This window comes from Cupriavidus sp. GW822-FHT06G04 (genome assembly GCF_058799075.1).
Genome location: NZ_JBXALD010000001.1, coordinates 264,060 through 278,822, shown reverse-complemented (window position 1 = coordinate 278,822; position 14,763 = coordinate 264,060). Strand labels below are relative to the sequence as shown.

Below are 14,763 nucleotides of genomic sequence, written 5' to 3'. Positions count from 1 at the left end.
GGCTAGCGCGTGGTGGAGAGTGATTGAAGGATACACGAAAAGGCTCAACTGGCCGGGGTGGGCGGTGGGCGGGTTTCAGGGCCCATTTGCGGGGTATCGGTTACATATTTAATGAAAATGTGATTGGCGCTGCATCGTCAGTTGAGTTGACTGCTGGTTTCCGTATCGACCACGGAGGCGATGGTGGGAATCTACTACGCAGCAGTCGAAGACGATCCGCTGGATAGCGGTGCCGGAAGCCGGGTCTTGCCCGGCGCCTCGCACAGCACCATCGAAGGTGAGGACGGCCGCCCGCGCAGGTTGGCGCTGCTTGGGGATCAGGCATGGTGCGACGCCTGTCGGAGCGCGGGCCCAATCGCCATGGCGCCCGGGTCGCCGCAGAGAAACCGGATGATTGACTTCACCGCAGGAGGAGCGCGCCAGGCGCTGGGCGGCGACCTCGTGCTGTGCAAATGCGCGCGCCATCCCCGGATCATCCCTGTGTACGGGCGGCGTTGGACGGTTAATCCCGATGTCGGAGCAGCGCAGGGTGGCTTTTCGTCCGGTTTCGATCGGGAACGTGCGTCCCAATCAACCGCCTTTGACGAGCATTTCGTCATTCACAGCCGCGAGACCGGGCTGCCTGCGGCGGGCTTTGCATGGTGCGTTCGCACCGCGTCCGGAGATCTCGAAGGTGTCACCCTGGCCGACGGCACGACTGCCGCGGCTTGCGGCAGCGCGCCGGAGGTGGTGTCGCTGATCTATCTGGTGCAAACGGAGATGGGAATTCGGCCATGAGCGTAGCGACTTCGATATTGAGTCCGGTGAGCCATCGGAAAGGAAAGGTGGTCGAGGCGGACGTGATGTATCTCGACGAGATTCCCGTTGCGATGGACAGGATGGGATGGCGGGTGTCCGCGGCCCTGATGCGTCGATGGTTTTCGACGAAGCCGGCTTGGGCGATGCCTGCTCACCTGAGGGGCGAAGACGCAGGGGATCCTCGATTACTACCAGCAAGTCAAGTTGATAGCCAGATAGTAAAGATGAAGTGGCTTCTTGAGTTTCCGCGTGTCGTCCCTGTATTTGAGGATCTTTGCCAGGGTTGGAACACAAAAAATGGACGAGACCAACTTGTTAAGCATTTGAAAAAAGCTGGATGGTCTCCGGGCAAGCAGATCAAGCTAGGGTATGGCCTGGAAAATGCATGGGAGCTCGATAGGACCTGCCAGGTGAATTACAGGACTTTCGGTTCGTATTTCGATACGCTAGACGATCTCTTTGGGTCGATATTCAATGCCACGTTGAAGCTTGCGCTTGTGGGGAAAACATCCCGTGGGATATTTTCGAATAAAAATATATTCGAAATAGAGCGCATGGGCGTCTACGTTCGCGATACCTACGACTTCAATGCGCGAAGATATGAGGATGAATTATTCGGGCTGGGTATCTGGAGTCGAAAACGGTGTCTCACCAAGCTTGAGATAGCGAAATACAAGTCGTACTCCAATGAATTGAGAGCCGGGGAATTTCCAGGCTTTGTTCCAGTGAAAAATACCGATTTTCGTCGGTGGCAGCATGCCAGAAATGAGGGTGGCGATTTCTATGTTTTTTCGGACGTCATGTGGTTGCCGGCTAATGTGAAATACGTTGCGCTCTAGCACACCGCGCGAATAGCGTCGCAGTTAGGGAAGGATTGCAAACGATGGGCGTAAAACAAAAATGGTTAGCGGCTGGTATTTTGTTTTGTGCGGTTGCCTATGGCACTTATTGGTGGTGGAAGCAAGGTGAGCCGTTTGGCGGCCGCTGCTACAGCCCGAATCATGATTACTACGTGCAGCGATATCAGAACCTGAACCTCATCGCGCTGCTTGTTGGCATTGGGATGCCAGGACAAGGCAGCGACAGCTTTGTCGGCTACTCCCGCCTGTATGACAGAAAGGGAAAACTGATGCACGAGATATTTGGCGACCTTGTTCATGGGCCGAGCCCTCTCTGGCTCGATACGGAGGTTACCCTCTATGCCGGCAATGACTACGACGTTGTTCAACTACCGACTACGGTCGGCGAAATTCCCATCGGCTACTACGGCGACTGCTACTAGGACGTGGTATGAATTTCTATTGCGGCTCGGATCGGCTGATTTATTTTGTGATCGCTGCAATCTCATTGCTGCGATGAAAATATTCGGAGCACTTGGAAAAAAGAAGATAGCAGTCACCGCAGCGATGCTCATGCTCGGTTTGTACCTCATCTGGAAACCTGGCACCCCACTCGGCGACCGCTGATATAGCCCAAATCATGGCTATTTTATTCAGCAGTACCAGAACATCAACTTGTGGGCGCTGGCCGTCGGAACGTCCCTATCGCATCATTGGACTGATGCTGCTCTCACTCGTCGGCGCCGTTTGGTGGTGGGGGGCGCCCTATGACGGCCAATGTAATAGTCCTAATGGCGACTACTACATATTGAGCCGCCAGGATTGGCTCTCATATGCATTGCCAAGAACGCTGGGTGAAGATGGCGTGCAGCGACTCTATGACAAGCACCACAAGCACTTGCATACCCACACCGGATCGCTGGATGGTCAGGCCGGGCCATTCTGGTACGGCAAGACTGTTATCTTTCTTGGCGACGACGGGGAGGTGATAGACCTTCCATCTGATGGTGGTGATGGCGAGACGTACAGAAATTGCTATTAAGCGTCTACCTCAGGTGGCCTCAAGCAGTCCCGAGCCCTGCGACGTCCCCACGTCGCAGCGCATACAAAAACGGCCAGCGCAGTGCCCGAATAGCCCCGGGGCTATCGCGACCTTTACTTCACCTGATACGGATCCGGATACCCCAGCGCCTGCATCGTCTCCGTCTCGATCGCCTCCATTTCCTCGGCCTCGGCGTCGTCGTCGTGCTCGTACCCCTGCGCGTGCAGCACGCCATGGACGATCAGGTGCGCATAGTGTGCTTCCAGCGCCTTCTTCTGCTCGCGCGCCTCGGCTTCCACCACCGGGCAGCACAGCACGATATCGCCGCTGACCGGATCGTCGGCGTTTTCCGCGTAGGCGAAGGTCAGCACATTGGTCGCGTAATCCTTGCCGCGGTACGTGCGATTGAGCGTTCGGCCTTCCTCTTCGTCGACAAAGCGCACGGTCAGCGCCGCGTCAGCGTATAGCGCCGACTTGACCCACTTCTGGATCTGCTTGCGTGAAGGCAGTCCCTCGCGCTTTGCCATGCCGTCGCCAATCTGGACATCGAGTTCGAATTCCGGCGGCGTGGCCGGCGTGCCGGTGGTGGTCACGATCGGCGTGGCGGTCACGGCCACCGAGAGCGCATCGGCATTGTCAGGGCGCACCAGCAAGCCGGCCTGCTGATGCGTGTCGGTATGTTCGGCCAGCAGGGCCACCACGCCGTCGCCGGCTTGCGACAGGTCCAGCGTCAGGCTGCGGCCATCGGCAAGCTGGATGCGCAGCGCGTGCGCCGAGGCCTTGCGTGCGCGGCCGTTGCCGTCGAAGAGGACCAGGCTGGCGGTCTGCGGGGTGGTCTTCGGGTGCTTCTTGGTCAAGATCAGGCGTCCTTGTGCTGGGCGTGGAATTCGTCATAGGCCTCGACGATGCGGGCCACCAGCGGATGGCGCACTACGTCGATGCTGGAAAAGCGCGTGAACGACACGCCACGCACGTCGCGCAACACGTGCTGCGCCTCCACCAGACCGCTTTTCTGGCCGCGCGGCAAGTCGATCTGCGTGGTGTCGCCGGTGATCACGGCCTTCGAACCGAAGCCGATCCGGGTCAGGAACATCTTCATCTGTTCCGGCGTGGTGTTCTGGGCTTCGTCGAGGATGATGAACGCGTGGTTGAGCGTGCGGCCGCGCATGTACGCAAGCGGCGCGATCTCGATCATCTGGCGCTCGAACATCTTCTGCGTGCGATCGAATCCGAGCAAATCGTACAGGGCATCGTACAGCGGGCGCAGGTACGGATCGACCTTCTGGGCAAGGTCGCCAGGCAGGAAGCCGAGGCGTTCTCCGGCCTCGACGGCGGGACGCGTCAGCACGATGCGCTTGACAGTGTCGCGCTCCAGGGCGTCCACCGCGCAGGCCACCGCCAGGTAGGTCTTGCCGGTGCCGGCGGGACCGATGCCCAGCGTCAGGTCGTGCGACAGGATGTTGCGCAGATAATCGCGCTGCATCGCCGTGCGGCCCTGCAGGCCGGCGCGGCGGGTGTGCAGCACCGGCGATTCGTCTTCCACGCCCGGCGCGGCATCGTCGTCGTTGTCGGGCAGATAGGCCCCGTGCGCGGCGATCTGGCGCGCTTCCACCAGTCCGAGCTGCACATCGTCGATCGACAGCGCCACGCGCGCGTTGTTGTAGAAACGTTCCAGCGCCAGCGCGGCGTCCTGTGCGCGATCGCCGCGCACGGTCATGCGATGGCCGCGCCGCTGGATCGTCACGTCGAGCGCCTGCTCGATTTGGCGCAGGTTTTCATCGAGCGGCCCGCACAGGTTCTGCAGGCGTGTGTTGTCGTCCCTGGGTGCGACGAATTCTGCGGTTGGAATCTTCATATGGCCTTACTGACGCACGACGAGTTCACCGCGCAGCGAATGCGGGAAAGCCTGCGTGATGTTCACGTCGACCATCTGGCCGATCATGCGGTCCCGCTGCGCTTGTGGCACGCCGGGCAGCGCGAAGTTGACCACCCGGTTGTTCTCGGTGCGGCCGTGCAGTTCGCTCGGGTCCTTGCGCGATGGTCCTTCCACCAGAATGCACTGCACCGTGCCGAGCATGCCCTTGCTGATGCGCACCACGTTTTCTTCGATCGTGGCCTGCAGCGTCTGCAGGCGGCGCAGCTTCACCTCGTGCGGCGTATCGTCGTGCAGGTTGGCGGCCGGCGTGCCGGGGCGCGGACTGAAGATGAACGAGAACGACGTGTCGTAGCCGATCTCGTTGACCATTGCCATCAGCTTGTCGAAATCCGCATCGGTCTCGCCGGGGAAACCGATGATGAAATCGGACGACATCGACATGTCCGGCCGGATCGCGCGCAGCTTGCGGATGATGCTCTTATATTCGAGCACGCTGTAACCGCGCTTCATCGCCATCAGCACGCGGTCGGACGCATGCTGCACGGGCAGGTGCAGATGGTTCACCAGTTTGTCGCAGCGTTCGTACAGCTCGATCAGGCGCGTGGTGAATTCCTTCGGATGGCTGGTTGTGTAGCGAATCCGTTCGATGCCCGGAATTTCGGCAACGTATTCGATCAGCAATGCGAAGTCGGCAATCTCGCTGGTGCCGCCCATCGCGCCGCGATAGGCGTTGACGTTCTGGCCCAGCAGCGTCACTTCGCGCACGCCCTGTTCGGCCAGACCGGCCACTTCGGCCAGCACGTCCTCGAACGGGCGCGACACTTCCTCGCCGCGCGTGTACGGCACCACGCAATAGCTGCAGTACTTCGAGCAACCTTCCATGATCGACACGAAGGCGCTCGGGCCGTCCACGCGCGCCGGCGGCAGGTGATCGAATTTCTCGATTTCGGGGAACGAGATGTCGACCTGCGACACGCCGGTCTGCTGACGGCGGTGGATCAGGTCGGGCAGGCGGTGCAGCGTCTGCGGGCCGAACACGACATCGACATACGGGGCGCGCGACACGATCGACGCGCCTTCCTGGCTGGCCACGCAGCCGCCCACGCCGATCACCAGATCGGGTTTGACGGCCTTCAGCGCCTTCATGCGGCCGAGTTCGGAAAATACCTTCTCCTGGGCCTTTTCGCGGATCGAGCAGGTGTTGAACAGGATCACGTCGGCGTCTTCGACGTTGTCGGTGGGCTCCATGCCCTGCGTGGCGTTCAGCACGTCCACCATCTTGTCCGAGTCGTACTCGTTCATCTGGCAGCCGTACGTTTTGACAAATACCTTCTTCATGGTGCCGGTCTCAGTGGTTTACCTGGGGGCATCAGGGGCACAACAGGTCGATTCAAAAAATTGGCGTCAGTGGGCGGCCTTCCAGGCCTTCACTTCTGCATCGGTCATGACCCAGGCCGTGAGCAACTGGCCGTACAGGTCGAGCTTGTAGCGCACCGGCAGCTTCTTGTTGGCGATGGCCGCGGGATTCACCAGCAGCGTTTCCGTGCTGAAGATGCGCAGGCCGGGCGCTACGCCCACCACCTTGCCGTCGAGCTTGGCCTGCAGCGGATCGGTGGCCGAGGGCCGGGCCAGTTCCATGCGCGCCATCGCGGCGTCGGCCGGAATCACACGCACCGGCGCGCCGGGAATCGCCGTAGCGTCCTGCGTTGACTGTGCGAAAGACGGCGCGGATGCGGCGGCGGCGAGCAGCAGCGTGGCCACGCACGCGGCGCGCGGCAGACGCGAAAACAGCCTGGACATGGGGACTCCCGACAAGAAAGATGCGAGCGTTTTATTGGATACCGCCGGCGCCGGGTGTCGTCATGCTTGCAGCCGCTTCGCGCAGGCAGGCTAACCCGCGATTCTACCCTGATGTCCCGGGTGCAGGGGAGCGCGGGCGCGCCCGTTGTGGCGCAATCCTTACATGGTGCGGATCGCTCCGATCGCTTGGTCGTTCCGGTCGACAAGCCGCCGGGGCGCAGCCAAAACGGCCGCTCAGAACAGGCAGGACGCTTCCTGCAGCACGCGCTGCTTGGACACGGTGCCGAGCAGTTCGCGGTTGGCGGCATCGCGGATCAGCGGAATCCGGTTGATGCCGTGTTCCGAGAAGATCGCCAGTGCGTCGCGCAGCCGCGAATCGGGCGTGAGCGACGGAAAACTGGCGTCGCATAGCGTCAGCAGCGCCGGATCGGCGCCGTCGCGTTGCGCGCGCTGCACCGCGTGGATCGACACCGCGCCCAGCAGCGCGCCGCCAGCGTCGACTACATACAAGTAGCGCGTGCCGGTCTCGGCAAACTTGTCGGCGGTCTGGGCGAGCGTGGCGGAGGGATCGATAACCGTGTCGGTCGGATCGCACAGGCCAGCCAGCCGAAGTCCGCGCGCCCGTTCCGCTGCGGCCGAGGCCTGGGCGCGCTCCACCACCACGCTGTACAGCGACAGCGTCTGGCAGCGCGACGCCGTGTAGAACGCGGCCACCGCGCCGATCATCAGCGGCAGCAGCAGTGTCGGCGCCAGTGTCATTTCGAACACCATCAGGATCGACATCAGCGGCGCCTGGCTGGTGGCCGCAAGAAACGCCGTCATGCCGACCAGTGGCAGCACGGGTGTGGCGGTGCCGTCGGGAATCATCAGCGCCAGCATCTGGCCAAGCGCGGCCCCTACGAACATCGACGGCGTGAACACGCCGCCCACCGCCCCGGACCCCATGCTGATCACGGTGGCCAGCAGCTTGGCCAGCAGCACGCCCCACACGGCCACCGAGAGCGGCTCGTTATGCAGGATCGTCTGGATCGTGTAGTAGCCGTTGCCCACCACCTCAGGCACCACGACCGCCAGCGAGCCCACCAACAGGCCGCCCAGCGCGAGGCGCACGATCGGTCCGCCCGGCACGTGGCCGAAAGCGTTGCGCGCGATCGTGTTGGCGCGCATGAACAGTGCGCCCGACACGCCCGCGATCACGCCAATGCCGGCGGCCGCCAGCATCAGATGCGGCTGTTGCAGCAGATCGGGCGCGATATGGAGGCCGGAGTAGAGCGGCTCCAGTCCGCCGCGCCACTGGCTGACCATGGTGCCGGCGACGGAGGCCAGGAACAGCGGCATCAGACGCTGCACCGCCAGTGCGCCGAACACGACTTCGGCGACAAACACGGCCGCCGAAAGTGGCGTGTGATACGCCGTGGCCAGCCCCGCTGCCGCGCCGCATGCGGTCAGCATCCGCCGCATATTGCTGTCGCCCACGGCCTGATCGGCGCGTGACGACGGAAAGACCGAACCAGTCAGCGCCGCCAGCTGGATCATCGCGCCTTCCTTGCCCACCGAACTGCCCGAAACGATCGAGCAGAACGACGCCAGCGCGCGCAACAGCGTGATTTTTACCGGCAGCCGGCCCGTGCCGCGCGCCACGGCTTCCATGTATTCGCTCGGCAGCGATTCGGTGCGCGCATAGCACTGCGCCGCCACCAGCAACGCGCCGGCCAGCGCGCCGCCCAAGGCGGGAATCACCACGCGCCAGGCCAACGCCAGCCCGGCGAAGATCAGCACGATATCGGCGTCCTTGTGGAACATCACCAGGCCGCTGGCTTCGAGCGCGTCCTTGAACAGCGTGGTGACGATGCCGGCCAGAATGCCGACGGGGATGGCCGCAAAGAGCGTGACTTCCTGGTCTTCGAGAAAGCGGAGCCGCATGGCAGTGGAACCGGGAATGGCGGTGGCGCGGGGAAGGGCGCCATGATAGCGCAGCGCCACCTCGTTGCCGGCGTCGGTACGGTCTGTCGCCAGGCTGGTACACTACGGGCCTTTCCAGCCCGGAGGCGGGGGCAATCGACCCGTCCCGCCGGCCCTGACCCTCAGGTACGGTTTTCTACCCGAGCCGCCCCACGATTGGCGCACTTCTCTTGCGCGACGGGCGGCCGAAGCGTCCTTTCATGTCTTTTTCCGAACTCGGCTTGTCCGACAAGCTGGTGCGTGCCGTGGCCGAACAGGGCTACACCACGCCGACCCCGATTCAGGCGCAAGCCATTCCCGCAATTCTTAAAGGTGGCGATCTTCTCGCCGGCGCCCAGACCGGCACCGGCAAGACGGCAGGCTTTACGCTGCCGATGCTGCAACTGCTGTCCGACACCGCGGGGCGCGATCCGGCGGCGCGCGGCGCCCGCCCGACCGTGCGTGCCCTGGTCCTGACGCCCACGCGCGAGCTGGCGGCGCAGGTCGAGGAAAGCGTGCGCAACTATGGCAAGTACGTGAAGTTGCGCTCGATGGCGATGTTTGGCGGCGTGGGCATCAATCCCCAGATCGATGCCCTCAAGCGCGGCGTCGATATCGTGGTGGCCACGCCCGGCCGTCTGCTCGATCACGTGGCCCAGCGCACGATCGACCTCGCACATGTCGAACTGCTGATCCTCGATGAAGCCGACCGCATGCTCGACATGGGCTTCATCCACGATATCCGCAAGATTCTGAACGTGCTGCCTGCCAAGCGTCAGAACCTGCTGTTCTCGGCCACGTTCTCGGACGAGATCCGCGCGCTGGCCGACCGGCTGCTGAACAATCCGGCGTCGATCGAGGTGGCGCGCCGCAACACCACGGCCGAAACCGTCGCGCAGCGCGTGTTTCCGGTCGATCGCGACCGCAAGCGTGAACTGTTGGCCCATCTGGTGCGCCAGCACGACTGGCACCAGGTGCTGGTGTTCACGCGCACCAAGCACGGCGCCAATCGCCTGGCGGAGCAGCTTACCAAGGACGGCCTGTCGGCGCTGGCGATCCACGGCAACAAGAGCCAGTCGGCGCGCACGCGCGCGCTGGCCGAATTTAAGGCCGGCACGCTGCGCCTGCTGGTGGCGACCGATATCGCGGCACGCGGCATCGACATCGACCAGCTGCCGCACGTGGTCAACTTCGACCTGCCCAACGTGCCCGAGGACTACGTGCACCGGATCGGCCGCACGGGTCGCGCGGGCGCCGAAGGCGAGGCGATCTCGCTGGTATGCGTTGACGAGCATGGCCTGCTGCGCGATATCGAGCGTCTGATCAAGCGCCAGATCGAACAGGTGGTGCTGCCCGGGTTCGAAGTCGACCCGAGTATTGCCCCCGAGCCGATCCAGAAGGGACGTCAGCAGCGCAATGCGGGCGGCGGCCAGAGCCGTGGCGCCCAGCCGCGCGGCAATGGCGGTGGCGGCAATGCGCCGGCCAATGGCGGCGAACGCCGTCAGCCGCGCGCGCCGCAGGGCCAGCGCCAGAACGCCGCGCCGCCGGCCCGCGGTGAAGGCCGCAACGGCGCAGGCAATGGCAAAAGCAACGGCGCAGGCAACGCGCCGCGCAATGGCCAGGGCCAGACCGGGGCACAGACCGGCGCCCAGGGCGACGGCCGCAAGGGACGTGACGGACGTGACGGACGTGATGGTCGTGACGGACGTGACGGTCGGCGCGATGACGGTTACGCCAAGGCCGCGAGTCCGCGCCCGCAGCAGCCGCGTCCGGCCCAGCAGCCGCGTCCGGTGCAGGAACCCGCCGCGGCCGCGCCGGCGCGCAATCGTCGTCCGGCGCCGCAGGCAGCGCTGCTTGGCGGCAATCGCAAGCCGGCGCAGTAACCACGCCACGGAGCGCCCATCGCCATGACCCCCACGGATGAACCCGCGTCGAACGACGTCCCCTATGCGGGACTGACGCCCGAGTGCATTCTCGATGCGCTTGAGTCGGCGGGGTTCTATCCGGATGGTAGGCTGCTGGCGCTCAACAGCTACGAGAACCGCGTATGGCAGGTGGGCATCGAGGATGCGTCGCCGGTAATTGCCAAGTTCTACCGGCCCGGCCGGTGGAGTGACGCGGCAATTCTTGAAGAACACGCGTTCGTGCAGCAACTGGCCGACGCCGAAATCACTGCCGTGCCGGCGCTGTCGGCCGCGACGCAAGGGCAGACACCCGGCACGCTGCTGAAGCACGCCGGATTCCGCTTTGCCGTGTTCCCGCGCTGCGGCGGCCGCGAGCCGGCGCTCGACCAGGCCGACACGCGCACCTGGCTGGGCCGCTTTATCGGCCGCATTCACGCTGTCGGCGCATCGGCGTCATATCAATCACGCCCTACGCTCGATGCCGAGACCTTTGGCGTGGCGTCGCGCGACTACCTGATCGCGCACGACTGCATTCCCGCCGATCTGCTGGCTCCATGGCGTGCCGCCGTGGATCTCGCGCTGGATGCCGTGCGCCGTTGCTATGACCGCGCGGGCGCGGTGCGTACGCTGCGTCTGCATGGCGACTGCCATCGCGGCAATGTGCTGTGGATCGACGAGGCCGACGCGCGCGGCCGTGGCGCGCCCGGTCCGCATTTCGTGGACTTCGACGACAGCCGCATGGGCCCGGCGGTGCAGGACTTGTGGATGCTGCTGGAAGGCGATCGCGCCGCGATGCAGGATCAATTGGCGGACATCGTCGCCGGATACGAGGACTTTGCCGATTTCGATACGCGCGAGCTGTGGCTTGTGGAAGCCCTGCGCACGCTGCGGCTGCTTCACTACAGCGCGTGGCTGGCCAGCCGCTGGCGCGATCCCGCGTTCCCCGCGGCATTCCCGTGGTTCGGCACCGCGCGTTACTGGCAGGATCGCATTCTGGAACTGCGCGAACAGATCGCGCTGATGGACGAGCCGCCGCTCTGGTCAGCCTGACCGAGCGCACGCCAGCGAGGGGACAGCCGCGCGGCATCGGATGAAATCGGGCCGCGCTGTGCCCGCGTCGCGTGGCTCTGCTGATTCAGGCGGGTTTGTCCGCCTTTGGTGCCTTCACTAGGATCACCGGACAGCTGGCTTGCGCCAGCACACGTCCGGCCACCGATCCGATCACCGCATCGAGAAACGTACCGCGTCCGTGCGTGCCCATCACTATGGCGCTCGCTCCGATCGACTTCGCGTGATTGAGAATCCGTTCCGACGCAAACCCATGCATGGCGTGGCGTTCGAACGGAATACGGGCCGCTTCCAGGATCGTGCAGACCGACGCCATCGCTTTCTCGCTGCCCTCGGCGTGCCAGGCATCGATAGTCTCCTTGTTGACGAAGGCGCGCACCTGGCCGGTGACATCGGGCGAGACGTGCACCACATGCACCATGAAACCAGGTTGCAGCAGCTTGCCATCGGCAAGGAAGCGCGCCGCGGCATCGCTGAATTCAGAACCGTCGGTCGCAAGAATGATATGGGGCATGGTTCGATCTCCTGGTTGAAAGCGGGCGGCATCTTTGACGCCATGCTGCCCATCATGGCACGCAAGAGAGTGCCTACACCGTAACCTAGATCAAATTTCGGCCGAAGATTTTAAGGATTTCACGATTGTCATCTTTCGTGCCTTGTGTTGCGGCTTTGGCCGTTGCCCGCGCTTGCACGCGCACGGGGCGGGGTCGATGCGCCCGGTCATGTCAGGCGTCAAGCAGCCCCATCAACGGCGCGAAATGCGGGCTGCGCGGCGCCAGTTCGCGCTGTTCTTCGAGGATATGGCGCAGGATCTCGTGCGTCGTGTCGGGATTGGCCAGCACGACGCGAAACACCGCGATCGCCCGTCCATCCCACTGTGCGGACGTCAGTTGGGTGCGCGACACGAACGAGTGTCCTGCTTCGCGCTGCATTTCCTGGATGCTGATGGTCAGCGCGTCCAGCGCCTGCAACAGTGCCTCACGCTTCGCCGCCGATGCGAGCGGCAACGCGGCGCGCACCGCTGCCGGCACGTATCGATAGGTCAGGATGCAAAGCTGCGGCGCACTGTCGAGTTCGAAATCGGGCTGCTGTGCGATCAGCGCGGCAAAGAACTTGGCGTTGTCGATGCCGGTGTCGATCAGCCGGGCTAGCCCCTTGCGGCCCAGCAGATGCAGATTCGCATACAGCATGAGCGCCGCGGCGCCGCGCGAGCCTTCCAGCGTGTGCCGTCCGAGATCGACCGATCCCTTGCGCACGATGTAGTTGGCGTGCTGGATGATCTCGTGCGTCCAGGCAGGATCGCGGAACAGCACCATGCCGGCGCCCATCGGCACGTAGAACTGCTTATGGGCGTCGATCACGACGGAATCGGCGCGCTCGATGCCGGCGAAGCGGCCGCGCTCGCGCTCGGAAAGCAACGAGGCGCCGCCCCAGGCCGCGTCGACATGGAAATGGCAGCCTTCCTCGCGGGCGACATCGGCGATCTGGTCGAGCGGGTCGACCGCGCCGGTTTCAGTCGTGCCGGCGATGCCGACGATGGCCATCGGGCGGATGTTGCGACGGCGCAGGTCGTCCAGCGCCGCGCGCAGCAGGTCGATACGCATGCGGCCGTCCGCGTCGACGCCGACCGGGATCAGGTTGTCGCGGCCAATCCCAAGCACGTCGGCGGCCTTGCGCAGCGAATAGTGGCCGCGCTCGGAAACCACCACGGCGAGGCCGTCGTAGCCGTAATGGCGCAGCGCCGCCGCCAGGCCCGCCTCGTTGATGCCGGCGAAGCCGTCGCGGGCGCGCAGCGTGTGATTGCGGCTGGCCCACAGCGCGGCAAGATTGGCCGTGGTGCCGCCCGAGCAGAAGGCGCCAAGCGAGTGTTCCGCGCTATGCAGCCATCGCGCGTAGAAATCGCCGTCCTGCCCGAAGACCAGCTTGTGCAGCATGCCGATGACCTGGCGCTCCAGCCCGGTCAGCGCGCCGGACGTTTCCAGCTTGACCACGTTCTGATTCAGGGCCGCGGCAATCTTGGCCAGTGCCGGCATGAACGACGGCAGCGACGAAGTCATATGACCGACGAACCTGGGCGACGCCACCGGCATCACATGGCGGAAGATGTCGTGCAGCAGATGATCGGCGTGCACCTGCGGCGAGGTCGGATTCTCGGGCAGATCCACCGACGCGAACGCGGCTTCGCGCGTGGCGCACGCGCCCACCGGGTCGTAATCGGCGCTGGCGAAAAAGTCTGCGGGATGATCGGCGATGCGCCGCTCGAGATCGTCGAACGCGCCCCGATCCGCATCGAACCAGTGCAGCGGACAATCCGTGTCGCATTGCGTCTCCTGCGGCGTTGTCTCGCGATCGATGTTCGACGTCTGCGTGCTGCGCGCCTTCATTTGCTTCATCCAGTCCAGTGTGCCGCCGCCGGTGGCGGCGATTCGCTGGATTATGCCGGATAAGGCGAGCCCGCCGTCGTTGCGGCTCGCGGCGATGGCGTCGTCCGCTGGCGGCGGGCCGTCACCACGCCAGCTGATGGCGTCGCGCAAACTCCGCCATGTCGATCAACGATTCGCAGCCGAGCTTGGCCATGATGCTGGTCTTGTGCGAGCTGACGGTCTTGTTGCTGATGCCGAGCACATCGGAGATGGCCTTGTTGGAATGGCCGGCGGCCAGAAATCGCATCACGGTCAGTTCCCGACGGCTCAGGATCTGAGTCGGATCGGCGGGATTCATGACCGACCGGCGCAGTCGAGGCAAAGTGGACAGCGGAAACACCGTATAACCGCTCATGATGGCGCGCACGGCCTCCGCCAGGCCGGCAAGCCCCGCGCCCTTGTCCACAAAGCCGTGCGCGCCGCCCAGCAGTGCGCGCTCCGCAACGTGTGGCATCGCGGACAGCACGAGAATGCGCGAGGCCGGGCAGGTGGAGACCAGCTCTTCGAGCACTGCGTCGCCGGGCACGTCCGGCAGTTGCAGGTCGACCATGACCAGCTCGGCAGTCCGCTCGCGCATGGACCGCAACGCGCGCGTGCCATTCTCGGCGACGCGGACTTCGTCGAAGCCAAGGTGGTCGGCAAGCACGCTGCTGACGGCGCGGCAAATGGCGGGATGCGGATCGATGACGAGTGCAGTGGGCATTTCGATTCTCCGTAAGAACGAACTAGCCGCAGCATAGGAGCCTCGATGGTGCGCAGGCTGCAAAACGGTCTGAAAATGCCCCGCGAAAGGTCCGAGTGTTTCGCCGAAATTTCGCCTGTTGAAGATTTGTGTCTGAATACGCTGCGAGCGTGCGCTCGTGGCGAGGATGACACCAGATAGCAACCGGCCGACCCAAAGCAAAAAGCCGCAATCCCGTGAAGGACTGCGGCTTTTCAAATAGATGGTGGCGAATCAGGGACTCGAACCCCGGACCTGCGGATTATGATTCCGTCGCTCTAACCGACTGAGCTAATTCGCCAACGAAGACCGCAATTATACCTGCGTCTTGCGGCCTGTCAACACCTTCGT

Annotated in this window: 14 protein-coding genes and 1 tRNA gene; 6 read left to right on the top strand and 9 right to left on the bottom strand. The window is 63.9% G+C overall.

The window, feature by feature from the left end:
* Window positions 1-180 precede the first annotated feature (180 nt).
* The 4 genes from AC1RKI_RS01240 to AC1RKI_RS01225 all read left to right on the top strand — a co-directional run bounded on the left by AC1RKI_RS01240 (window position 181) and on the right by AC1RKI_RS01225 (window position 2,679).
* Window positions 181-777 carry a PAAR domain-containing protein gene (locus tag AC1RKI_RS01240; RefSeq protein ID WP_492880736.1) on the top strand — a complete coding sequence of 199 codons (597 nt, stop codon included), beginning with the start codon at window positions 181-183 and terminating at the stop codon, window positions 775-777.
* A complete protein-coding gene (locus AC1RKI_RS01235) occupies window positions 774-1,637 on the top strand; it encodes a DUF6402 family protein (protein ID WP_492794144.1) in 864 nt (287 codons plus the stop codon). The genes AC1RKI_RS01240 and AC1RKI_RS01235 overlap by 4 nt, the downstream gene beginning before the upstream one ends.
* A 44-nt stretch (window positions 1,638-1,681) precedes the next feature.
* A complete protein-coding gene (locus tag AC1RKI_RS01230; protein WP_492794146.1) occupies window positions 1,682-2,080 on the top strand; it encodes a hypothetical protein in 399 nt (132 codons plus the stop codon).
* Window positions 2,081-2,277: 197 nt separating this feature from the next.
* Window positions 2,278-2,679 carry a hypothetical protein gene (locus AC1RKI_RS01225; RefSeq protein ID WP_227458149.1) on the top strand — a complete coding sequence of 134 codons (402 nt, stop codon included), beginning with the start codon at window positions 2,278-2,280 and terminating at the stop codon, window positions 2,677-2,679.
* Between the two features lie 113 nt (window positions 2,680-2,792).
* On the opposite strand, the gene ybeY is transcribed toward AC1RKI_RS01225, so the two are convergent.
* From ybeY to AC1RKI_RS01200, 5 genes are all read right to left on the bottom strand, one after another.
* Window positions 2,793-3,536: an rRNA maturation RNase YbeY gene (gene ybeY / locus AC1RKI_RS01220; RefSeq protein ID WP_150980075.1), complete on the bottom strand. Its 744-nt coding sequence runs from the start codon at window positions 3,534-3,536 to the stop codon at window positions 2,793-2,795.
* A gap of 2 nt (window positions 3,537-3,538) precedes the next feature.
* Window positions 3,539-4,534, bottom strand: coding sequence for a PhoH family protein (locus AC1RKI_RS01215; RefSeq protein WP_061954834.1), 996 nt, complete (start codon window positions 4,532-4,534; stop codon window positions 3,539-3,541).
* A 6-nt stretch (window positions 4,535-4,540) separates the two neighbouring features.
* Window positions 4,541-5,893 carry a tRNA (N6-isopentenyl adenosine(37)-C2)-methylthiotransferase MiaB gene (gene miaB / locus AC1RKI_RS01210; protein WP_492794149.1) on the bottom strand — a complete coding sequence of 451 codons (1,353 nt, stop codon included), beginning with the start codon at window positions 5,891-5,893 and terminating at the stop codon, window positions 4,541-4,543.
* 66 nt (window positions 5,894-5,959) lie between these two features.
* Window positions 5,960-6,355, bottom strand: a complete 396-nt coding sequence (locus tag AC1RKI_RS01205) for a hypothetical protein (protein WP_061954838.1) — start codon at window positions 6,353-6,355, stop codon at window positions 5,960-5,962.
* Window positions 6,356-6,589: 234 nt separating this feature from the next.
* Window positions 6,590-8,278 (bottom strand): ClcB-like voltage-gated chloride channel protein, encoded by a 1,689-nt coding sequence (locus tag AC1RKI_RS01200; protein ID WP_492794150.1) that lies wholly within the window; start codon window positions 8,276-8,278, stop codon window positions 6,590-6,592.
* A gap of 239 nt (window positions 8,279-8,517) precedes the next feature.
* Here AC1RKI_RS01200 and AC1RKI_RS01195 point away from each other — a divergent pair, with 239 nt between their 5' ends.
* Window positions 8,518-10,179 (top strand): DEAD/DEAH box helicase, encoded by a 1,662-nt coding sequence (locus AC1RKI_RS01195; RefSeq protein ID WP_492794152.1) that lies wholly within the window; start codon window positions 8,518-8,520, stop codon window positions 10,177-10,179.
* Between the two features lie 24 nt (window positions 10,180-10,203).
* The gene (locus tag AC1RKI_RS01190; RefSeq protein ID WP_061954844.1) at window positions 10,204-11,250 is read left to right on the top strand and encodes a serine/threonine protein kinase; all 1,047 of its coding nucleotides are present in this window, start codon (window positions 10,204-10,206) and stop codon (window positions 11,248-11,250) included.
* 85 nt (window positions 11,251-11,335) lie between these two features.
* Here the strand turns inward: AC1RKI_RS01190 and AC1RKI_RS01185 are convergent, their stop codons facing one another.
* From AC1RKI_RS01185 to AC1RKI_RS01170, 4 genes are all read right to left on the bottom strand, one after another.
* A complete protein-coding gene (locus AC1RKI_RS01185) occupies window positions 11,336-11,782 on the bottom strand; it encodes a universal stress protein (RefSeq protein WP_150980070.1) in 447 nt (148 codons plus the stop codon).
* 211 nt (window positions 11,783-11,993) lie between these two features.
* Window positions 11,994-13,661, bottom strand: a complete 1,668-nt coding sequence (gene panP, locus AC1RKI_RS01180; RefSeq protein ID WP_492919034.1) for a pyridoxal-dependent aspartate 1-decarboxylase PanP — start codon at window positions 13,659-13,661, stop codon at window positions 11,994-11,996.
* 112 nt (window positions 13,662-13,773) lie between these two features.
* Window positions 13,774-14,394, bottom strand: a complete 621-nt coding sequence (locus AC1RKI_RS01175) for a response regulator transcription factor (RefSeq protein WP_150980069.1) — start codon at window positions 14,392-14,394, stop codon at window positions 13,774-13,776.
* A gap of 242 nt (window positions 14,395-14,636) precedes the next feature.
* Window positions 14,637-14,713 (bottom strand) — tRNA-Met (locus AC1RKI_RS01170).
* Window positions 14,714-14,763 lie beyond the last annotated feature (50 nt).